This is a genomic window from Streptomyces sp. NRRL WC-3626 (genome assembly GCF_000718785.1).
GTDB lineage: Bacteria > Actinomycetota > Actinomycetes > Streptomycetales > Streptomycetaceae > Streptomyces > Streptomyces edwardsiae.
Genome location: NZ_JOCA01000010.1, coordinates 129,314 through 150,162, shown reverse-complemented (window position 1 = coordinate 150,162; position 20,849 = coordinate 129,314). Strand labels below are relative to the sequence as shown.

General features: G+C 72.1%; 17 protein-coding genes. 7 read left to right on the top strand and 10 right to left on the bottom strand.

Going from position 1 to position 20,849, the window contains the following annotated elements; all coding sequences use genetic code 11:
- Window positions 1-44 precede the first annotated feature (44 nt).
- A complete protein-coding gene (locus IF28_RS0118325) occupies window positions 45-2,033 on the bottom strand; it encodes a serine/threonine-protein kinase (protein ID WP_030221205.1) in 1,989 nt (662 codons plus the stop codon).
- A gap of 180 nt (window positions 2,034-2,213) precedes the next feature.
- On the opposite strand from IF28_RS0118325, the gene IF28_RS0118320 reads away from it, so the two are divergent.
- On the top strand, window positions 2,214-3,293 hold the full coding sequence (locus tag IF28_RS0118320) for a serine hydrolase domain-containing protein (protein ID WP_051713783.1): 1,080 nt from the start codon (window positions 2,214-2,216) through the stop codon (window positions 3,291-3,293).
- A 70-nt stretch (window positions 3,294-3,363) separates the two neighbouring features.
- On the opposite strand, the gene IF28_RS0118315 is transcribed toward IF28_RS0118320, so the two are convergent.
- On the bottom strand, window positions 3,364-5,073 hold the full coding sequence (locus IF28_RS0118315) for a glycerol-3-phosphate dehydrogenase/oxidase (RefSeq protein ID WP_030221200.1): 1,710 nt from the start codon (window positions 5,071-5,073) through the stop codon (window positions 3,364-3,366).
- A gap of 273 nt (window positions 5,074-5,346) precedes the next feature.
- On the opposite strand from IF28_RS0118315, the gene IF28_RS0118310 reads away from it, so the two are divergent.
- Entirely contained in the window at window positions 5,347-6,555 is a 1,209-nt protein-coding gene (locus IF28_RS0118310) for a nucleotide sugar dehydrogenase (protein WP_030221197.1), read from the top strand.
- Between the two features lie 362 nt (window positions 6,556-6,917).
- Here IF28_RS0118310 and IF28_RS0118305 read toward each other — a convergent pair whose 3' ends face one another.
- The 4 genes from IF28_RS0118305 to IF28_RS0118290 form a co-directional block, all read right to left on the bottom strand.
- A complete protein-coding gene (locus IF28_RS0118305) occupies window positions 6,918-8,042 on the bottom strand; it encodes a GuaB3 family IMP dehydrogenase-related protein (RefSeq protein ID WP_030221193.1) in 1,125 nt (374 codons plus the stop codon).
- Between the two features lie 105 nt (window positions 8,043-8,147).
- Window positions 8,148-9,650: an IMP dehydrogenase gene (gene guaB, locus IF28_RS0118300; RefSeq protein ID WP_030221191.1), complete on the bottom strand. Its 1,503-nt coding sequence runs from the start codon at window positions 9,648-9,650 to the stop codon at window positions 8,148-8,150.
- A gap of 145 nt (window positions 9,651-9,795) precedes the next feature.
- The gene (locus tag IF28_RS0118295) at window positions 9,796-10,383 is read right to left on the bottom strand and encodes a sigma-70 family RNA polymerase sigma factor (RefSeq protein WP_030221188.1); all 588 of its coding nucleotides are present in this window, start codon (window positions 10,381-10,383) and stop codon (window positions 9,796-9,798) included.
- Between the two features lie 665 nt (window positions 10,384-11,048).
- Window positions 11,049-11,660: a response regulator transcription factor gene (locus tag IF28_RS0118290; RefSeq protein WP_003948568.1), complete on the bottom strand. Its 612-nt coding sequence runs from the start codon at window positions 11,658-11,660 to the stop codon at window positions 11,049-11,051.
- Window positions 11,661-12,039: 379 nt separating this feature from the next.
- Here IF28_RS0118290 and IF28_RS0118285 point away from each other — a divergent pair, with 379 nt between their 5' ends.
- Window positions 12,040-12,369 carry a WhiB family transcriptional regulator gene (locus IF28_RS0118285; RefSeq protein WP_030221185.1) on the top strand — a complete coding sequence of 110 codons (330 nt, stop codon included), beginning with the start codon at window positions 12,040-12,042 and terminating at the stop codon, window positions 12,367-12,369.
- Window positions 12,370-12,440: 71 nt separating this feature from the next.
- Here the strand turns inward: IF28_RS0118285 and IF28_RS0118280 are convergent, their stop codons facing one another.
- Window positions 12,441-13,337 (bottom strand): LysR family transcriptional regulator, encoded by an 897-nt coding sequence (locus IF28_RS0118280; protein WP_030221182.1) that lies wholly within the window; start codon window positions 13,335-13,337, stop codon window positions 12,441-12,443.
- Between the two features lie 80 nt (window positions 13,338-13,417).
- Between IF28_RS0118280 and IF28_RS0118275 the strand changes: the two genes are divergently transcribed.
- The 3 genes from IF28_RS0118275 (at window position 13,418) to IF28_RS0118265 (ending at window position 15,743) form a co-directional block, all read left to right on the top strand.
- Window positions 13,418-14,092, top strand: coding sequence for an MOSC domain-containing protein (locus IF28_RS0118275; protein ID WP_030221179.1), 675 nt, complete (start codon window positions 13,418-13,420; stop codon window positions 14,090-14,092).
- A gap of 62 nt (window positions 14,093-14,154) precedes the next feature.
- Window positions 14,155-14,928 carry an SDR family NAD(P)-dependent oxidoreductase gene (locus tag IF28_RS0118270; protein ID WP_030221175.1) on the top strand — a complete coding sequence of 258 codons (774 nt, stop codon included), beginning with the start codon at window positions 14,155-14,157 and terminating at the stop codon, window positions 14,926-14,928.
- A gap of 107 nt (window positions 14,929-15,035) precedes the next feature.
- Complete coding sequence (locus IF28_RS0118265) at window positions 15,036-15,743, top strand: ester cyclase (protein ID WP_030221172.1); 708 nt, start codon at window positions 15,036-15,038, stop codon at window positions 15,741-15,743.
- Window positions 15,744-15,890: 147 nt separating this feature from the next.
- On the opposite strand, the gene IF28_RS0118255 is transcribed toward IF28_RS0118265, so the two are convergent.
- Genes IF28_RS0118255 through IF28_RS0118245 form a run of 3 tightly spaced genes read right to left on the bottom strand, consistent with a single transcriptional unit; the run spans window position 15,891 to window position 20,119 of the window.
- Complete coding sequence (locus IF28_RS0118255; protein ID WP_030221169.1) at window positions 15,891-16,580, bottom strand: response regulator transcription factor; 690 nt, start codon at window positions 16,578-16,580, stop codon at window positions 15,891-15,893.
- A complete protein-coding gene (locus IF28_RS0118250; RefSeq protein ID WP_030221166.1) occupies window positions 16,577-17,818 on the bottom strand; it encodes a sensor histidine kinase in 1,242 nt (413 codons plus the stop codon). The genes IF28_RS0118255 and IF28_RS0118250 overlap by 4 nt, the downstream gene beginning before the upstream one ends.
- A gap of 6 nt (window positions 17,819-17,824) precedes the next feature.
- Window positions 17,825-20,119, bottom strand: coding sequence for an MMPL family transporter (locus IF28_RS0118245; RefSeq protein WP_030221164.1), 2,295 nt, complete (start codon window positions 20,117-20,119; stop codon window positions 17,825-17,827).
- Window positions 20,120-20,364: 245 nt separating this feature from the next.
- Here IF28_RS0118245 and IF28_RS0118240 point away from each other — a divergent pair, with 245 nt between their 5' ends.
- Entirely contained in the window at window positions 20,365-20,739 is a 375-nt protein-coding gene (locus IF28_RS0118240) for a VOC family protein (protein ID WP_030221162.1), read from the top strand.
- Window positions 20,740-20,849: the final 110 nt, after the last annotated feature.

Below are 20,849 nucleotides of genomic sequence, written 5' to 3'. Positions count from 1 at the left end.
AGGGGATGCCACATCTGCCTCCCCATTCCGCGATCCGCTCATGCTCAGGACTTGGCCCGGAAGGTCTCCGTCAGCGTCCGCCAGGTGTCCTTGCGCTGCTCACCGTCCCAGTCGGCGGCCTTGGCCGTGTACATCAGCCCGTAGCCGAGCCGGTCGCCGACGACGGTTCCCCGGTCGATGGACCGGTACTTGGTCCCGCTCTCCACGTAGGTGAACTCCCAGTCGGCCGTGTTCCAGCCCCGGTAGTCCACCGACTCGATACGGATGCGCCGGTACTGGGAACGCACCATGGCGCGTTCCTGGTTCGTCCAGTCCGCGACCGGGTCGTCCTTCGGGGTGGTCGTCCAGCCGATGAGCAGCTTCTGCCCGCCCGGCCCGGTGAACCGGTCCCCGGCGGGTCCGGTCGACTGGTACTTCCAGCCCTCGGGCAGGCCGATCGAGTAGCCCTGGTTCCCCTTGTGCGTCTGTGCCGCGGAGGTGCCGCCGCCGTCGTCGGACTCGTTCTCCGCCTTGTCGTCCTCCTCGTCACCGGCGGAGTCGTCCGAGTCGTCGGACCGGCCGCCTCCGGCCGCCGGCCCCGTCTCCTTGCCGGCCGGCCCGGTCGCGGTGCCGTCGGTGCGGGTGCCGTCGTTCTCGTCGCCCTTGGTGTCGGCGCTCGGGGTGCCGGTGGCGACGGTGCCGTCGCCGGTGCCGCCTGCCGCCTTGTCGCCCTCGTCGTCGCCGAGGGTGAGGGCCAGCACGGTGGCGAGCACGGCGAGTACGACGACCACGGCGATGATGACCAGCGTCCGCTTCGGCACCACGTCGGTGAGCGGCGCCCTCGGTACGGGCCTGGCGGGCAGGTCCGGCGGGGTCATGACCGGCCAGCCCGAACTGCGGCCGCTGCCCGTGGGGTTGGCGGACGTGGCGCTGGTGGGCGCGCTCGCGCCGGAGCGGGCTGCGGGCACCCGTGGCGTGGCCGGTGCGGCGGAAGTGGTCGTTCCGCCGGCGGACTTGGCGCGGGCTGCCGCGGCGGCACCGGCGGAGCCGGCCGCCACGGCGGCCTTGCGCACGGAACGCAGCGCGCCCTTCAGCTTGTCGCCGGCCTCGTCGGAGCGCTGGCTTCGGCCGCCCGACAGCCCGTCGGGCTGCGGGGGCAGCGGTACGACCTTCGTCGCGTCCGCCGGTTCCGCCGACTCCTCCGGCGCGTTGAGGATCGCGTTCAGCATGGCGCGGGCGCCGCGGTCGTCGAGTCGCTGGGCGGGGTCTTTGTTGAGCAGCCCGTAGATGACGTCCCTGAGCGGTCCCGCGTTCTGCGGCTCCTCGAGGGGTTCGGTCATCACCGCCGTGAGCGTGGCGATCGCGGACCCCTTGTCGTACGGGGGTGTGCCCTCCACCGCCGCGTACAGCAGTCCGCCGAGCGACCACAGGTCGGCCGCGGGGCCCGGCTTGTGCCCGCGGGCCCGCTCGGGGGAGATGTAGGAGGGGGCGCCGACGAGCATGCCGGTGGAGGTGATGGACGGGTCGCCCTCGACCTGGGCGATGCCGAAGTCGGTGAGTACGACCCGGCCGTCCTCGGCGATCAGCACGTTGGACGGCTTCACGTCACGGTGCAGGATGCCCTCACGGTGCGCGGAGCGCAGTACGTCGAGGAGGGCGAGGCCGACCTCCGCCGCGCGCCGGGGCTCCAGCAGGCCGTCCTCGCGGATGGCCTCGGCGAGCGACTTGCCGTCGACGAGTTCCATCACGATCCAGGGCCGGTCGTCCTCCTCGACCACGTCGAAGACGGTGACGGCGCTGTTGTTGCGGATCCGGGCGATCGCCTTGGCCTCGCGCAGGGTCCGGGTGATCAGCCGCCGCTTCTCCTCCTCGTCGATGTTCGTCGGGAAGCGGAGCTCCTTGACGGCGACGGTGCGCCCCAGGGTCTCGTCCTGGGCCCGCCACACGGTGCCCATGCCGCCGCGGCCGAGCACGTCTCCCAGCCGGTACCGCCCGGCGAGGAGACGTGCGCTCTTGTCCTGACGGGATGTCCCCGCCCGCTCCGCCTCCGACATGCGTCCCCTCATGCAACCCGCCCTGACAGAGCCTTCATTGTCCCTCACCCGACAAGTGCTCGACGCCCAGGGTGCCTCTGGCCGCGCACCGGACCCGCCGCACGGGGCACCCGGACGACGGTCGCACGGCCCCGGCCTGCATGATGAGCCTCCGACAGGATCCGACGGGGAGGTGCCGGAATGCCGACGCTCCGGGCTCTGGTGGCCATTCCCGTGTCCCTCGCGCTGCTCGCCCCCCTGGCCCCCACCGCGTCCTCGGCCCCGGCCGTCCCGCGTACGGACACGCCGCTTCCGCTCCTGGTCACACGGGGCGGCGCCCCGGCGGCGGCCCTGCTGGCCGTGGAAGGGACCGGCTCCCGCTATGCGGAAGCGGGCCCGGGTGTCGCACGCGCCGACCACTTCCGCGCCGGCAGCATCACCAAGACGTTCGTCGCGACGGTCGTCCTGCAACTGGCCGACGAGGGCCGCCTGTCACTGTCGGACACCGTGGAGAAGTACCTCCCCGGCCTGATCCGGGGAACCGGCAACGACGGCCGCGCCCTGTCCCTGCGCTCCCTGCTCACCCACACCAGCGGCCTCCACGACTTCTCGGCGGACACGAAGGGCAGGGTCCCGCTCACCCCTGCCCGGGCCGTACGCATCGCCCTCGCCCACCCCCCGACCGCCCTGGGCCGCTACTCCTACTCGAACACCAACTACGTCCTGCTCGGCCTGATCATCGAGCAGGTCACCGGCCGCTCCTACGCCACCGAGGCCAGGTCCCGCATCATCACCCCGCTGCACCTGACAGGCACCTCCTTCCCGGGCTCCCGCACGTCCCTCCCCTCCCCCCACGGCCGCTCCTACGACCCCGACGGAACCGACGTCACCCGCCTCGACCCCCGCGTGGCCGGCGCGGCGGGCGAACTGGTGACGACGTTGGCCGACCTGAACCGCTTCTACGCGTCCCTGCTGTCCGGAGCGCTGCTCCCCCCTTCCTCCCTGCGCGAGATGCTCGACACCCGCACGGCCCAGGGGAAGTACGGCATGGGCGTGTACCCCTTGAAGCTCCCCTGCGGCACCACGGTCTGGGGGCACAACGGCCGCATCGCGGGCAACTACGTCCGCACGGCGGCGACGCCGGACGGCCTCCGCGTCCTCACGTTCCGGGTGAACACGGACGTGTTGACCGATCCCACTCTGGAACCGGCACTGCTGACGGCCGAGTTCTGTGCCCGTCAGGGCGCGGGGTCCCTGGGGGCCAGCCCCTCCGGCGTTTGAGGCGCGGGGTCCGGGGCGGAGCCCCAGGTCGGGAAGGGACAGGGCGACGGGGGCGAAAAGGCCACCCCCCTCACCGGAGCGGCGAGATATCCGGCGCCCCCAACCGCGCCGCATCCGCGGTCAAGTCATCCGGCTGCCGCTGGGACTCCCGCTCGGCCTCCACCCGCTTCTCATAGTGCCGAACCTCCCGCTCCACCCGATCCGCGTCCCACCCCAGCACCGGCGCCATCAACTCCGCCGCCTCCCGCGCACTCCGCGTCCCGCGGTCGAACGTCTCGATCGAGATCCGCGTACGCCGCGTCAGCACATCGTCCAGATGCCGCGCCCCCTCGTGCGAAGCCGCGTACGTGATCTCCGCACGCAGATAGTCATCGGCCGCCCCCAACGGCTCCCCCAGCGTGGGGTCCTCGGCGATCAGCGCCAGCACCTCCTCCGCCAATGTCCCGTACCGCTGCAGCAGATGCTCCACCCGCACCGTGTGCAGCCCGGTCCGCGCGGCCGTCCGCGCCCGCGCGTTCCACAGCGCGTGGAAGCCCTCGGCTCCCACCAGCGGTGTGTCCTCGGTGACGCAGTCGGCGACGCGCGCGTCGAGCCCGTGCACGGCCGCGTCCACCGCGTCCTTGGCCATCACCCGGTACGTCGTGTACTTCCCGCCCGCCACCACCACGAGCCCCGGCGCGGAGTGGGCCACGGTGTGCTCACGCGACAGCTTGCTGGTGGCGTCCGACTCGCCGGCGAGCAGCGGCCGCAGGCCGGCGAACACGCCCTGCACGTCGTCCCGCGTGAGCGGCACCGCGAGCACCGAGTTCACATGCTCCAGCAGATAGTCGATGTCCGCGCTGGACGCGGCCGGGTGCGCCTTGTCGAGGTCCCAGTCGGTGTCCGTGGTGCCCACGATCCAGTGCCGGCCCCAGGGGATGACGAACAGCACGGACTTCTCGGTGCGCAGGATGAGCCCGGACGTGGAGTGGATCCGGTCCTTGGGGACGACGAGGTGGATGCCCTTGGAGGCCCGCACGTGGAACTGTCCGCGTTCGCCGACCATCGCCTGGGTGTCGTCGGTCCACACCCCGGTCGCGTTGACGATCTGCCTGGCGCGGACCTCGTACTCGCCGCCGCCCTCGACGTCCTGCACCTGGGCGCCGACCACGCGTTCGCCCTCGCGCAGGAAGCCGGTGACCCGCGCGCGGTTGGCGACCTTCGCGCCGTACGCGGCGGCCGTGCGCACCAGGGTCGCCACGAAGCGGGCGTCGTCCATCTGGGCGTCGTAGTACTGCAGGGCGCCGATCAGCGCGTCCTTCTTCAAGCAGGGGGCTATGCGCAGCGCGTGACGGCGGGTCAGATGGCGGTGCACGGGCAGGCCCCGCCCGTGCCCGCGGGCCATCGCCATGGTGTCGTAGAGCGCGACGCCCGCTCCGGCGTACAGCCGCTCCCAGCCCTTGTGCTGCAGCGGATAGAGGAACGGCACCGGGCGCACGAGATGCGGAGCGAGCCGCTCCAGCAGCAGGCCGCGTTCCTTCAGCGCCTCCCGGACGAGCACGAAGTCCAGCATCTCCAGATAGCGCAGGCCACCGTGGATCAGTTTGCTGGACCGGCTGGACGTGCCCGACGCCCAGTCACGCGCCTCGACCAGGCCCGTGGACAGGCCGCGCGTCACGGCGTCGAGCGCCGTACCGGCGCCGACCACGCCGCCGCCCACCACCAGCACGTCCAGCTCGTGCTCGGCCATGGACGCGAGTGACTCGGCGCGCTGCGCCGGCCCCAGTGTCGCTGTCCTCACCGCTGCCTCCCGCTCATCGGTCGCATCGGCCGCACCCGTCCGGCGAAGCCCGGTCCCCCACCCTCATGCCCAGATTCTGACCGGCATGCCCCACTTCGGCCACCACGGACCCCCAGCCTGTGGATAACCCTGCGGGACGACTCACCGAGACTCGGCCGACCAATCCCACATATCGGTCATATTTACTCCTAGTCTGACATTGCGCTCGCCTGTCCAGTCCACAGGGCTTGCGCACCTGTCGCACCCCGGTTAATGGAAGGGACGGCCCACGCCATGCCCGCAGATCTCGCCGTCATCGGACTCGGCCCGTACGGCCTGCCCCTGGCCCAGGCCGCCGTCGCCGCCGGCATCCCCACCATCGGCTACCGGACCGGCCCCGAGGAGGGCTCCCTCAGCGCCGCCGAGCAGCGCCGCATGCTCGCCCAGGGCTTCCGTACGACCGCCAACGCCGCCGAGCTCGGCCGGGTGCGCACCGCGGTCATCTGCGCCCCCACGCCACGCGGCACGGACGGCGGACTCGACCTGGGCCAGGTGGAGACGGCCGCCCGCACCCTCGCCGCGCGGCTGCGCCCGCACACCACGGTCGTCCTCGAATCCCCCGTGCCCCCGGGGACCACGGAGGGGCCGCTGCTGCGGCTGCTCGAGTCGGGATCGGGCCTGCGCGCGGGGCGCGATTTCCACCTCGCCCACTCCCCCAGCCGGGTCGACCCCGGCAACCGCGACCACACCCCCGCCAACACGCCGAAGGTCATCGGCGGCCTCACGCCGGCCTGCACCGAGTCGGCCGCCGCCTTCTACGGCCGGATCACCGACAAGGTCGTCCGCGCGCGCGGCCTGCGCGAGGCCGAGACCGTACAGCTCCTGGAGACCAACTTCCGGCACGTCAACATCGCCCTCGTCAACGAGATGGCGGCCCTCTGCCACGACCTGGGCATCGACCTGTGGGACGTCCTCAGATGCGCGGAGACCAAACCCTTCGGCTTCCACCCCTTCCGCCCCGGCCCCGGCGTCGGCGGCCACGCCGTGACCCAGGACCTGACCGCCCACGCGGGCCGCACCCTGCGCATGGCGGAGCTCGCCCAGGAGGTCAACAGCCGGATGCCGCGCTACGTCGTCCAGCGCGCCGCCGCCCTCCTCAACGAGCACGGCAAGTCCGCGCGCGGCGCACGCGTGCTGCTCCTCGGCGTGACCTACAAGCCCGACCTCGCCGACCAGCAGGGCTCCCCGGCCCAGGAGATCGCGGTCCGGCTGATGGAGCTGGGCGCCTCCGTCAGCTACCACGACCCGCACGTCCCGGCCTGGAACGTCCTCGACCGCCCCGTCCCCCGCGCGGACTCCCTCTACGAGGCGGCCGCCGACGCGGACCTGACGATCCTCCTCCAGCAACACCGCACCTACGACCTCCAGGGCCTGTCGGTGAAGGCCCAGCTCCTGCTCGACACCCGCGGGGCCACTCCGACGGGGGCGGCGCACCGGTTGTGAGAGGGGGGCGCACGACGGAACGGCGTGCCACGGAGGCTGGTGGTGGGCCGGGTGCCGCACGGGTAGGGTTGACAAGAGATGGAGCCCACCGCAGCGGACACTGCGGCAGGCTCCGGAGAAGTGAACGGAGTATCCACCCCTAGTTCTTGTAGGGGTGGCCGCTCACTTCCCGTAACGCCACAAGATGCACCTCCTCCGGAATTTCACCATCCGAAGACGGATCCGGTCCCAGGCGGTGGGCTTGCGGTGGCGGCCCATGGCGCGCCCCCTGAACACCACGCGCGCCCCCAAGCACGCGAAAAGGGCCGGTCACCCGGCGGGGTGGCCGGCCCTTTCGGTGCCGTGTCGGAGGCCGTACGGGCCTACCGGCGGTGCTGCGAGTCCGCGACCGTGACCTCGACGCGCTGGAACTCCTTCAGTTCGCTGTAGCCAGTGGTGGCCATCGCGCGGCGCAGGGCGCCGAAGAGGTTCATCGAGCCGTCGGGGGTGTGGGAGGGACCGGTGAGGATCTCCTCCAGCGTGCCCACGGTGCCGAGGTCGACCTTCTGGCCGCGCGGCAGCTCCTCGTTGACGGCCTCCATGCCCCAGTGGTGGCCCTTGCCCGGACCGTCCGTCGCGCGGGCCAGCGGGGAGCCCATCATCACGGAGTCCGCGCCGCAGGCGATCGCCTTGGCCAGGTCGCCGGACCAGCCGACACCGCCGTCCGCGATCACGTGCACGTACCGGCCGCCGGACTCGTCCATGTAGTCGCGGCGGGCGGCGGCCACGTCGGCGACCGCGGTGGCCATGGGGACCTGGATACCGAGCACGTTGCGCGTGGTGTGCGCGGCGCCGCCGCCGAAGCCGACGAGGACGCCCGCCGCACCGGTGCGCATGAGGTGCAGGGCGGCCGTGTAGGTGGCGCAGCCGCCGACGATCACGGGGACGTCGAGCTCGTAGATGAACTGCTTCAGGTTCAGCGGCTCGTGCGCCCCGGAGACGTGCTCCGCCGACACCGTCGTACCGCGGATGACGAAGATGTCCACACCCGCGTCGACGACGGCCTTGGAGAACTGGGCGGTGCGCTGCGGGGAGAGCGCGGCGGCGGTGACCACGCCCGAGTCGCGCACCTCCTTGATGCGCTGCCCGATCAGCTCCTCCTTGATGGGAGCGGCGTAGATCTCCTGGAGACGGCGGGTGGCCGCCTCGGCGGGCATGCCCACGATCTCGTCCAGCAGCGGCTGCGGGTCCTCGTGGCGCGTCCACAGGCCCTCGAGGTTCAGCACGCCGAGGCCGCCGAGCTCGCCGATGCGGATCGCGGTGGCCGGGGAGACGACCGAGTCCATCGGAGCGGCCAGGAACGGCAGCTCGAAACGGTAGGCGTCGATCTGCCAGGCGATCGAGACCTCCTTCGGGTCCCGCGTACGGCGGCTGGGGACGACGGCGATGTCGTCGAAGGCGTACGCCCGGCGGCCGCGCTTGCCGCGCCCGATCTCGATCTCAGTCACGTCTGTGGCCTTTCCCTGATGCGTTGCAGCGCCTTCCAGTATCCCCGACGGACACGCCGAGGGCGGCCCCGGATGTGTCCGGGACCGCCCTGGAAGGCCCTCTGACTACGTGCGGCTGTAGTTCGGTGCCTCGACGGTCATCTGGATGTCGTGCGGGTGGCTCTCCTTGAGGCCGGCCGACGTGATGCGGACGAAGCGGCCCTTGGACTCCATCTCCTCGATGGTCGCGGCGCCCACGTAGCCCATCGTCTGGCGCAGACCGCCGACGAGCTGGTGCAGCACGTTGGCCAGCGGGCCGCGGTAGGGCACCTGGCCCTCGATGCCCTCGGGCACGAGCTTGTCGTCGGAGGCGACCTCGGCCTGGAAGTAGCGGTCCTTCGAGTACGACCGGCCCTGGCCCCGGGACTGCATGGCGCCCAGCGAGCCCATGCCGCGGTACGACTTGAACTGCTTGCCGTTGATGAACTGCAGCTCGCCGGGGGACTCCTCGCAGCCGGCGAGGAGGCTGCCCAGCATCACGGTGTCGGCGCCGGCGGCGAGCGCCTTGCCGATGTCGCCGGAGTACTGCAGTCCGCCGTCGCCGATCAGCGGGACGCCCGCCGCGCGGGCCGCGAGGGACGCCTCGTAGATGGCCGTGACCTGCGGAACACCGATGCCGGCGACGACTCGGGTGGTGCAGATCGAACCGGGGCCGACGCCCACCTTGATGCCGTCGACGCCGGCGTCGATGAGTGCCTGGGCACCGTCACGCGTGGCCACGTTGCCGCCGATCACGTCGACGCCGACGCTCGACTTGATCTTCGCCATCCAGCTGAGGGCGTTGCTGTTGTGGCCGTGCGAGGTGTCGACGACCAGGAAGTCCACACCGGCCTCGGCGAGCGCCTGGGCCCGCTCCAGGGCCTCGGGGCTGGCGCCCACGGCGGCGCCCACGATCAGACGGCCTTCGGCGTCCTTGGCGGCGCTGGGGTACTGCTCGGCCTTCACGAAGTCCTTGACCGTGATGAGGCCCTTGAGGACGCCCGCGTCGTCGACCAGCGGAAGCTTCTCGATCTTGTGGCGGCGCAGCAGCTCCATCGCCTCGACACCGGAGATGCCGACATGCCCGGTGACCAGCGGCATCGGGGTCATGACCTCGCGCACCTGACGGGAGCGGTCGGTCTCGAAGGCCATGTCACGGTTGGTGACGATGCCGAGCAGCTTCTTGTTGCCGTCGGTGACCGGGACGCCGCTGATGCGGAACTTCGCGCACAGGGCGTCGGCCTCACCGAGCGTGGCCTCCGGGTGGATGGTGATGGGGTCGGTCACCATGCCGGACTCGGAGCGCTTCACCAGGTCGACCTGATTGGCCTGGTCCTCGACGGACAGGTTGCGGTGCAGCACGCCGACGCCGCCCTGACGGGCCATGGCGATGGCCATGCGGGACTCGGTGACCTTGTCCATGGCGGCCGAGAGCAGGGGGATGTTCACCCTGACGTTGCGGGAGATGCGGGACGAGGTGTCGACCGCGTTGGGGAGCACTTCGGATGCGCCCGGCAGCAGCAGCACGTCGTCGTAGGTCAGCCCGAGTGTCGCGAATTTGGCGGGCACTCCGTCGACGTTGGCAGTCATGACACCTTCCCCAAATGGCCTTGATCGGTGCGGATGTCCATGCTAACGGGAAGCGCGGGTGTCTCATTCCACGGTTCCGTACGGCTCCCGGCTTCGTATGTTCGTACGGGAACGGCCGATCATCTGTTCATATGTCGGCGGGGACTTACTGCTCCGCCAGGGCGCGCAGCCGGCTCAGCGCGCGGTGCTGGGCGACTCTGACCGCGCCGGGTGACATTCCCAACATCTGTCCGGTCTCCTCCGCGGTGAGACCCACGGCGATCCGCAGCAGGATCAGCTCGCGCTGGTTCTCGGGGAGGCTGGCCAGCAGCTTCTTGGCCCATTCGGCGTCGCTGCTGAGCAGTGCGCGCTCCTCGGGGCCGAGGGAGTCGTCGGGGCGCTCGGGCATCTCGTCGGAGGGCACGGCCGTGGAGCCGGGGTGCCGCATCGCAGCGCGCTGCAGGTCGGCGACCTTGTGGGAGGCGATGGCGAAGATGAACGCCTCGAAGGGCCTGCCGGTGTCCTTGTAGCGGGGCAGCGCGAGGAGCACCGCGACGCAGACCTCCTGGGCGAGGTCCTCGACGAAGTGCCGGGCGTCGCCGGGGAGCCGGGACAGGCGGGTGCGGCAGTAGCGCAGCGCGAGGGGGTGGACGTGGGCGAGCAGATCGTGCGTGGCCTGCTCGTCTCCGTCGACCGCGCGATGGACGAGCGCACCGAACGCCCCTTGGGCAGTGCCCGCCTCGTCGTCGCGCATCGGTCCATGGTGCCTTGCGGACTTCTGGTCCGTGGCACCGTGTCCCTGGTTGTGCACCGAAGCGTTATGAGCGGGTGCGCCGGAAGTCATCCCTTGCGCCCTCCCCTTCCGCTCGACCGACTCGTCCCCGAGGAACTCCACACCTCAAGGATGCGCCATCCGCGCCGAAACAAGGAGCGGGCGTTCGGGGGGCGGCGCGGGTGCGCTGGTGGGCGGGGGTTTTCGCACCCCCTGGTGCGGCGGGTTTCACATGTCGGGGGCTTACCGTCCGGGTGGCCCGGCGCATACGGGCTGCGCCCGCGCCAGGGTGGCCGGGGGTGTGGGGCCCGGCGCCTGCGGGTGCACGGCGGTGGCGCGACCGGAGGCCGCACGCGTGGGTGTGGCCCGGGGGTGGTTCGCGCAGCCCGGCGCTCGCGGGGTGCCGTCGCGCCCACCCGTGCCGCCCCAGCGGCACGACTGCCCGCGGGAGCGGAGGGTGCGGGCACAGCTCACCCGAACGGAGGGCGCGGGCACAGCCCGCGGGAGCGAAGGGTGCGGGCACAGCTCACCCGAACGGAGGGCGCGGGCACAGCCCGCGGGAGCGGAGGGTGCGGGCACGCCCGGCCGGTGCGCGGGCGTGCCGGGGCGGTGACCCGCAGCGTCGCTCACGCTGCGGGTCGGTGCGGCTAGCGCACCAGGCCCCAGCGGAAGCCCAGGGCCACCGCATGCGCGCGGTCCGACGCCCCGAGCTTCTTGAAGAGCCGGCGTGCGTGCGTCTTCACCGTGTCCTCGGAGAGGAACAGCTCGCGTCCGATCTCCGCGTTGGACCGGCCGTGACTCATCCCCTCCAGCACCTGGATCTCACGCGCCGTGAGCGTGGGCGCCGCCCCCATCTCGGCGGACCGCAGCCGCCGCGGGGCGAGCCGCCACGTCGGGTCGGCGAGCGCCTGCGTCACCGTCGCCCGCAGCTCCGCGCGGGAGGCGTCCTTGTGCAGATAGCCCCGCGCGCCGGCGGCCACCGCGAGCGCCACGCCGTCGAGGTCCTCGGCGACCGTGAGCATGATGATGCGCGCTCCGGGGTCGGCGGACAGCAGCCGCCGGACGGTCTCGACGCCGCCAAGACCGGGCATGCGTACGTCCATCAGAATCAGGTCCGAGCGGTCGGCGCCCCAGCGGCGGAGGACTTCCTCGCCGTTGGCCGCCGTCGTCACGCGCTCGACGCCGGGCACGGTCGCGACCGCGCGGCGGAGCGCCTCTCGGGCAAGCGGGGAGTCGTCGCAGACGAGGACGGAAGTCATGGCCGCCCTCCGGAGCTGATGCGCGTCACCTTGAGCCTCCAGGCTGGTACGAAATCGTCACCTTGCGGTCGACCGTCTCGGACGCCCGCCCGAGCGCTTGTTCCTTCAACCGCCTCGCACTCTCAACGACGGTCACTCGAAAGAGTTACGGGGCCGTCTGCCATCTTCGGCACTCTACGTGAGGAGGCGGACACGGTGGAGTCATGCGCGGCGGACCCCCGAACTTTCACCACAACCTGTGCCCCATTCAGACCCTTTTCTTCCCATTAGTTGGTGTCCGGGGCTAGATTCGCAATGAGTCATATTTTCATCTCCTTGGATCGTAGTTGTACGGTCGTGGACACCGGATCCGCCCAGAACGGCTACAAGGGGTCACGCAATGGCAGATTTCTCCCGCCTTCCCGGACCGAACGCGGACCTGTGGGACTGGCAGCTGCTGGCTGCCTGCCGCGGAGTGGACAGCTCGCTGTTCTTCCACCCCGAGGGCGAGCGGGGTGCCGCGCGGAGCGCTCGCGAGAACTCGGCCAAAGAGGTCTGCATGAGGTGCCCGGTGCGCGCCGAGTGCGCCGCCCACGCGCTGGCGGTACGTGAGCCGTACGGCGTGTGGGGCGGACTGACCGAGGACGAGCGCGAAGAGCTGATGGGACGGGCGCGCAACCGGCTGGTATCGGCATCGGCCGCCGGAGGGCACACCGCTTCGAACAACTGAAGGAACGTTTCTCCACCACCGCGGGGCGCACAGGCGTGCCCGCGTACGGTCACGGAGCGCGACCGCCCGCCCTATCGCGCGGCCGCCGCCGCCAGCTTCTCCAGCGTCGCGTCGACCGCCGGCACCTGGGCGAGATCCGGCAGGGTGAGCGCGACGATCTCCCGGCGCACGGCCGGCTCCAGCGCAACAGTGCGCACACCGCGCGGCCGGAGCGACTCGACCGCCAGCTGGGGCAGGACCGCGACCCCGAGTCCCGCGCCGACCAGCCCGGCGACCGCCGGATAGTCGTCGGTCGCGAAGTCGATGCGCGGGGTGAAACCGGCCGTCTCGCACACCTCGACCAGCTGACCCCGGCAGCGCGGGCAGCCGGCGATCCACGGCTCGTCGGCGAGTTCTCCGATGGCGACGGAATCCGCGCGGGCGAGCCGGTGCCGTTCGGGTACGAGGGCCAGGAGCCGGTCCGACAGCAGTGACCGTACGACCAGGTCGTCCCACTCCTCCGCGCCCGCCGCCCCCTCGTAGCGGAACGCGAGGGCCACGTCGCAGTCGCCCTCGCGCAGCATCTCCACGGAGCGCGGCGGCTCGGCCTCCTCCAGGGAGACCCGCGTGCCCGGGTGGGCGTCGCGCAGGGCGGCGAGGGCGGTGGGGACGAGCGTGGAGCTGCCGCTGGGGAAGGAGACGAGCCGCACGCGGCCCGCGCGGAGCCCGGCGATGGCGGCGACCTCCTCCTCGGCGGCGGTCAGTCCGGCGATGATCCCGGCCGCGTGCCGCACCAGCGCCTCCCCGGCCTGGGTGAGCCGCATCTCGCGGCCGCTGCGGATGAGCAGGGGCGTGCCGACGGACCCCTCCAGGGCCTTCATCTGCTGACTGACGGCGGGCTGGGTGCAGCCCAGTTCGCGGGCCGCCGCGGAGAAGGATCCCGTGGTGGCGACGGCGCGCAGCACACGGAGATGACGGGCTTCGATCACACTTCAAGGATAAGCGGACCTTTGATCTGGCGCCGGATAATGCGTCGACGCTTTGATCCTCATCGCTTACCGTGCGAGGCATGAAGCTTCTGTCTGTGAACCTGGGCCGCCCCGAGGCCGTGCCGTACACCGATCAGCCCGACGGTGTGACCGGTATCGACAAGCGGCCGGTGGACGGTCCGGTGCGGGTGGCGGCGCCGGGGCCGGACGGGGCGAGCGGTCTGGCCGGGGACGCCGTCTGCGAGACCCGGCATCACGGCGGGGACGACCAGGCGGTGTACGCCATGGCCCGCGAGGATCTCGACGCGTGGGAGCGCACGCTGGGGCGCCCGCTGGCGAACGGCATGTTCGGCGAGAACCTCACCACCGAGGGCATCGACGTCTCCGGCGCGCTGATCGGCGAGCACTGGGCGGTCGGCCCCGAGGTGGTCCTCGAGGTCACCTCCGGGCGGATTCCCTGCCGTACCTTCCAGGGCCATCTGGGTGAGAAGGGCTGGGTGAAGCGGTTCACCGAGCGGGGCGCGCCGGGGGCGTACTTCCGGGTGGTCCGGCCCGGTGAGATACGCGCGGGGGACGCCGTACGGATCGTGCACCGGCCGGATCACGAGGTGACGGTCGCGCTGCAGTTCCGCGCGGTGACCACCGAGCGCGCGCTGCTTCCCCGGCTGCTGGCCGCCTCCGGGGCGCTGCATCCGGAGGCTCTGGCGAAGGCACGGACGTACGTGGAGAAGTACGGGACGGAGCAGACGGCCTGACGGCGTGTCCATGAAGTGACACGAAACGGACGTCCCTGCTCCGCTGTCACTACGCTGGCGCCATGACAACGGCTCTGATTACGGGATCGACGGCGGGAATCGGTGCCGCGTTCGCGCGGCGGCTGGCGGCCGACGGACATGATCTGGTGCTGGTCGCCCGGGACACCGTCCGGCTGCGCGAACAGGCGACCGAGTTGCACGACCGCCATGGCATCGAGGCGGAGGTGCTGACCGCCGACCTGGCGGAGGACAAGGGCATCGAGGCGGTGGCCGGCCGTCTCGGCGACCGCCAGAACCCCGTCGACCTGCTGGTCAACAACGCCGGCTTCGGCAACAGGGCCCGTTACCTCGAGGCGCCCATGGCCGACGAGCTGAGGATGCTCAAGGTGCACTGCGAGGCGGTGCTGCGGCTGACCTCGGCGGCGGTGGAGGCGATGCGGGAGCGCGGGCGCGGCGGTGTCGTGAACGTCGCCTCGACGGCCGCGTTCGTCCCGCGCGGGACGTACGGCGCGTCCAAGGCGTGGGTCGTGCAGTTCACCCAGGGCGCGGCGCAGGACCTGGCGGGCCAGGGCGTACGGCTGATGGCGCTGTGCCCCGGCTTCGTGCGCACCGAGTTCCACGAGCGGGCGGGGATGGGCACGGACAACATCCCGAAGTGGATGTGGCTGGACGCCGACAAGGTCGCGGCGGCGGCGCTCGCCGACCTGGCCCGGGGCAGGTCCCTGTCGATCCCGGACCCGCGCTACAAGGCGCTGATGGGGGCGGCGAAGCTGGTCCCGCGCGGGATGCTCGGCGGGATCTCGTCGCGGACGGGACGGAAGTACGGCCCCAGGTAGGCCGGGGACCCGCCCCCGCGTCCCCGGTAAGCCGGGGACCCGCCCCCGCGGGAAAATGGGGGGTGACAGGACCAACCCGGACCCAGGGGGGACCGGAGGCGAGCGTCATGACCTTCGTACAGCTCATCGACTGCCGGACCAGCCGGTTCGAGGAGATGGACCGGCTCCTGGACCAGTGGGTCGAGCAGACCAGGGGGAAGCGGACGGCGACGCACGCGGTCGTCGCCAAGGACCGCTCCAACGCGTCGCACGTCGTCGAGATCGTGGAGTTCCCGTCGTACGAGGAGGCGGTACGGAACTCGAAGCTGCCGGAGACCGACCGGATCTTCCGGGAGATGACGGCCCTGTGCGACGGGACGCCCACCTTCACGGATCTCGACGTGGTGCGCGACGCGCAGCTCAACACGGACTCCGCGCGGCGCTTCTTCGAGTCCGTCGCCCACGACGACGACCTCTCCGCGATGGCGGGCCTGGTCGAGGAGCACTACCACGACCACGATCCGGCCAACGAGCAGGACCTGATCGGACTCGACCACTTCCGGCGGGAGATGGACGTCTGGCGGGACGGCTTCGACTTCGCGTTCCGTGTCGAGGACCAGATCGCCCAGGGCGACCGGGTGTGCACCCGCTGGAGCTGGGAGGGCACCCACAAGGCCGACTTCCTCGGCATCCCGGCCACGGGCGAGAAGGTCACGATGACGGGCACGACCGTCTTCCGCTTCGGTGCCAACGGCAGGATCGTCGAGGGCTGGTGGCAGTACGACCGCCTGGGTCTGCTGGCCCGGCTGGGCGCACTGGAGCCGACGGAACTCTGACCCGCCCCCGAGGGCTCCTCACGCAGGGCCGCGCTCCCGGCGACGCGCGTGCACCGCGAGCCGTACGAAGAGAACCAGGACCGCGGCCAGGCCGCCCGCCGCGATCGGGAACGGCATGAACACGTCCACGGGCACGAGCCCGCGCCGCTACGGCAGCCGGTCCGGGCCGGTGTCGGGGGTGGCGCGGACCAGGCCGGTGCGGTAGGCGATGACGACGAGCTGCGCCCGGTCGCGGGCGTGCAGCTTCGTCATGGCGCGCTGTACATGGGCCCGGACGGTGAAGGGGCTGAGGTACATCCGTTCCGCGATCTCCTGGTTGGACAGTCCGGTCGCGGCCAGGGTCACCATCTCGCGTTCGCGCGGGGTGAGCAGCGCGAGGCGTTCGTGCCGCGGCAGGGCGTCGTCGGGCATGGCCAGGAAGCGGGCGACCAGGGAGCGGGTCGCGGCCGGGGACAGCAGGGTCTCGCCGTCGGCGATGGTGCGTACGGCGTGCAGCAGGTCCTCGGCCCCGATGCCCTTGCCGATGAAACCACCGGCTCCCGCGCGCAGCGCCCGGGCGACGTACTCGTCGGTCTCGTAGGTCGTCAGGATCAGGATGCGGCTGGCGCGCAGTTCCGGGTCGGCGCAGATCTCCGCGGTGGCGGTGAGGCCGTCCACGTCGGGCATGCGGATGTCCATCACCACCACGTCCGGGCGCAGTTCCCGGGTGAGCCGCACCGCCTCCCGGCCGTCGGCGGCCTCCCCCACGACGGTGATGTCGCCGGCGGCGTCGAGGAGCATCCGGAAGGCACTGCGCAGCAGCGCCTGGTCGTCGGCGAGCAGCACACGGAGCGTCATGGCGTGTCCCCGTCCCCTTCGTCGGCCGTTCCCTCGGCCGTCCGGTCCGTCGTCCCCCGGCCGCCCCGGCGCGCCGTGTCCTTGGCGGGCGGGACCGGAAGTTCGGCGGAGACGAGGAAACCGCCCTCCGCGCGCCCGCCGGCGAAGAGGTGCCCGCCGGCCGCGGTGGCCCGTTCGCGCATGCCGATCAGACCGTAACCGGGCGCCGGGGCCGGCACCGTACCGGCCCCGTCGTCGGTGACGGTGATGGTCACGCGTTCGCGTTCCCAGGAGAGGCTCACGCGGGCGCTGCCGGTGCCGGCGTGCTTGGTCACGTTGGTCAGTGCCTCCTGGACGATGCGGTAGGCGGTGAGGTCCACCCCCGGCGGCAGCGGACTCACGGTCCCCTCCTGCCGCACCGACACCTCCAGTCCCGCGCGGCGGAACGACGCGAGGAGCGTGGGCAGCCGGGACAGTCCGGGTGCCGGTTCGGCGGGTTCGGCCGTGTCCCCGGTCTGCCGCAGCAGCCCGACCGTGGCCCGCAGTTCGTTCAGCGCGTCGCCGGTGGTCCCGACGAGTTCGTGCAGGCTCTTACGGGCCTGTTCCGGGCGGGTGTCGAAGAAGTGGGCGGCGACCGTGGCCTGCGCGTTGGCCAGGGTGATCTGATGGGCCACGAGATCGTGCAGTTCCCGCGCGATGCGCACCCTCTCCTCAGCCACCCGCCTGCGCGCCTCGCTCTCCCGGTCCTTCTCGGCCCGCCGCGCCCGTTCCTCCACGGCGGCCAGATAGGCCCTCCTGTTCCGGGCCGACCGGCCGAGCACTCCGGCCACCAGCGGGAACGCCACCACCGCCCCGGTCCGGCTCGCCTGTTCCCACGAGGGGGTCCCGAACACCAGGTTGGCGGCGGCCAGCAGTCCCGCGGAGGCGAGCAACGCGGCGCTCGCCGTGCGCCGTTCGGTGTGCCCGGCGAGCGTGTACGCGGTGATCACCGCGGGGGCCACGACGATCGGGGTCAGCACCAGCCCCAGCGGCACCACCAGCACACCGCACACCGTCGTGACCGCCAGGACGGCCAGGGGCGCCCGGTGCCGCAGCGGCAGCACGGCACAGGACACCACGGCGATGAGGTAGGCGGCGGCGGGCGGCGACGACAGGGGTGTGTCGTCGACCCGCACCACGCCGCCGACCAGGCAGAGCGCGAACGCCGTCGCCGTGAGCGCCGCCTCGCGTCGTCGTGCGCCGCCGCCCCGGTTCGTCATCGGTGCTCAGCGCCCGCCGACGGGCAGCCGCGTCTGCGTGTCCGGTCCTCCGGTCGCGGGGGCCGGCACCGGCAGGCCCAGCAACTGGCCTTCGACGTCCACGTTCGGCAGCACACGGTTCAGGCTACGCGGCAGCCACCAGGCGCGGTGGCCGAGCAGTGCCAGGACGGCGGGGGCGATCGCCATCCGGACGAGGAAGGCGTCGAAGGCGACGGCGGAGGCCAGACCGACGCCCATGGTCTGGATGGTGGGGTTCGCCATCCCGATGAATCCGGCGAACACGCTGGTCATGATGACGGCCGCGGCGGCGACCACCCGTCCGCTGTGCCGGAACCCGCTGACGACGGCCTCACCGGGGGACGCGCCGTGGACGTACGCCTCCCGCATGCGGGCGACGAGGAAGACCTCGTAGTCCATGGCGAGGCCGAACACGATGCCGATGATGAGGATCGGCATGAGCGACATGACCGGCCCGGTCTGTTCGACGCCGATCAGGTCCCCGGCCCAGCCCCACTGGAAGACGGCGACAACGACACCGAAGGCGGCGCCCACCGACAGCAGGAAGCCGAGCGCGGCCTTGACCGGGACCAGCAGCGAGCGGAAGACCACGGTCAGCAGGAGCACCGCGAGGCCGATGACCACGGTCAGATAGGGGACGAGGGCGTCGGACATGGCCTCGGAGATGTCGATGTTCAGCGCGGTCCTGCCGGTGACCAGGACGACGGCCCCCGTCTCGGCCTCGACGCCGGCCACCGCGCGCCTGATGTCGTGCACCAGGTCCTTGGTCTCGCCGCTGTTGGGGGCGGTCCTGGGGACCGCCGTGAGGACGGCCGTGTCCTTGTCCGGGCTGAGCACCGGCTCGCCGGCCGACGCGACCCCGTCCACTTCTCGTACGGTCTTCATGACCAGGTCGGTGGCGGCGCGGGCCTCCCCTGCGCCGGCGGCGGACGCCGTGTCCACGACCACGGTCAGCGGGCCGTTGAAACCGGGGCCGAAGCCTTCGGACAGCAGGTCGTAGGCGCGGCGTTCGGTGGTCGTCACCGGCTTGGACTCGTCGCCCGGCAGCCCGAGTTCGAGACTCAGCGCCGGTACGGCGACGGCTCCGAGGCCGATCACGGCGCAGACCAGCACGGCCAGCGGGCGGCGCAGGACGAAACGGGCCCAGCGGGTGCCGATGGTTCGCCTCGCGGCGAGGGGCCGGGGGGCGCCGGTGCCGGTGGGCGCGGCAAAACCGGCGGGCACGGACGTACCGGCGCTGCGCGTGCCCGCGCCGGCGGCCCTGCGGGCCGCGCGGGACAGCACCCGGCGGCCGAACAGGGCGAACAGGGCGGGTACCAGGGTCAGGGCGACGAGCACGGCGATGGCCACGGCGCCGGCCCCGGCCAGCCCCATCTTGGTGAGTTCGGGGATGCCGACGACGGCCAGCCCGACCAGGGCGATGAACACGGTCGCCCCGGCGAAGACGACGGCGGACCCGGCCGTGCCCACCGCCCGGCCGGCGGCCTCCTCCGCTTCCCTGCCCAGTGCGCGCTCGTCACGGAAGCGGGAGGTGATGAACAGCGCGTAGTCGATGCCGACCGCCAGTCCCAGCATCAGCGCCAGGATCGAGACGGTGGACGTCAGACCCAGCGGGCCGGCCAGCGCGGCGATCAGGCCGAAGCCGATGGCCACGCCCACGAACGCGGTCAGCAGCGGCAGCCCGGCCGCGACCAGCGATCCGAGGGTGAGGACCAGCACCACGGCCGCCACCACCACGCCGATGATCTCCGTCGTACCGCCCAGGGCGACCTCCGACTCCAGGGCCGAGCCGCCGATCTCCACGGTCAGCCCCGCGTCCCGGGCGTGGTCCGCGGCCGCTTGGAGCGCGTTCTTCGTCGACTCGGTCAGGTCGACGGCGTCGACGGTGTAGGTGACGGTGGAGTAGGCGATGGTGCCGTCCTCGCTGACGGCACCGGTCTCGTAGGGGTCGGTGGCCGACGCGACCTGGGTGCCCCAGTCGAGGGAGCCGAGCGTGTCCGCGACGGTCGCCCTGTTCTCCGTGGCGGTCACCCGCTGCCCGTCGGGGGCCCGGAACACCAGGCGGGCCTCGGCACCCTGGGAGTTGCTCTGCGGGAAGCGCTCGTCCAGCAGGTCGAACGCCTTCTGCGACTCGGTGCCGGGCATGGACAGTTCCTCCTCCTTCCCGGCGGGGGCCATGACCGCGGCCACCCCGACCAGCACCAGGAGGCCCAGCCACAGGGCACTCACCACCCGGCGCCGCCGGAAGGCCCACCGCCCGACCCGGTAAAGAAACGTAGCCACCTGTCGATCACTCCAGACGCCGCTCGGCAAGGAACACGGCACGCCCTGCGTGCCTGCTCCACAGTCGCTTCCGGCGTCCCCGCCGGGCATCGTGCCCCGTTGCCGTCCTCACCTGGTGCGCCCGGACCATCCGCCCGCCGGCCCTGGTGCGTACGCACCAGACCGCGCATGCCGGCGGCGACAACGGGTACGCCCCTCGCGTACGCCGTGTGCCGGAAGCGGCCTGGGAGCGAGGAGTGCCCGAAGTGATTCGCAGACTGCAGATGGTCGCCCTGGACTGCGCCGATCCGGCCCGGCTCGCCCAGTTCTACGCGGATCTGCTCGGCGGCCGGGTGGTCACGGACCCGGACGCTCCCGAGTGGGTCGAGGTGCACGGATTCGAGGGCATTCCGCTGGCCTGCCAGCGGGTCGACGGCTACCGCCCGCCGGAGTGGCCAGGCCAGGACCGTCCGCAACAGCTCCACCTGGACTTCGACGTGGACGACCTCGACGCGGAGGAGCAGCGGGCGCTCGCCCTCGGCGCGACCGTGCTGGAACGCACGGACCAGGTCCGCCCGGACGCGAACTGGCGGGTCTACGCGGACCCGGCCGGACACCCGTTCTGCCTCTGCCTGCACTGAGCGTCGGCTGACCTCCGCCCCGGCGCCGTGATGCCCGGGGCTGACGGGGCCGGACGGGGGTGCTGGCCGGTGTCACACCGCCCTGCTGGGACATCTACGTGCGCGACCTG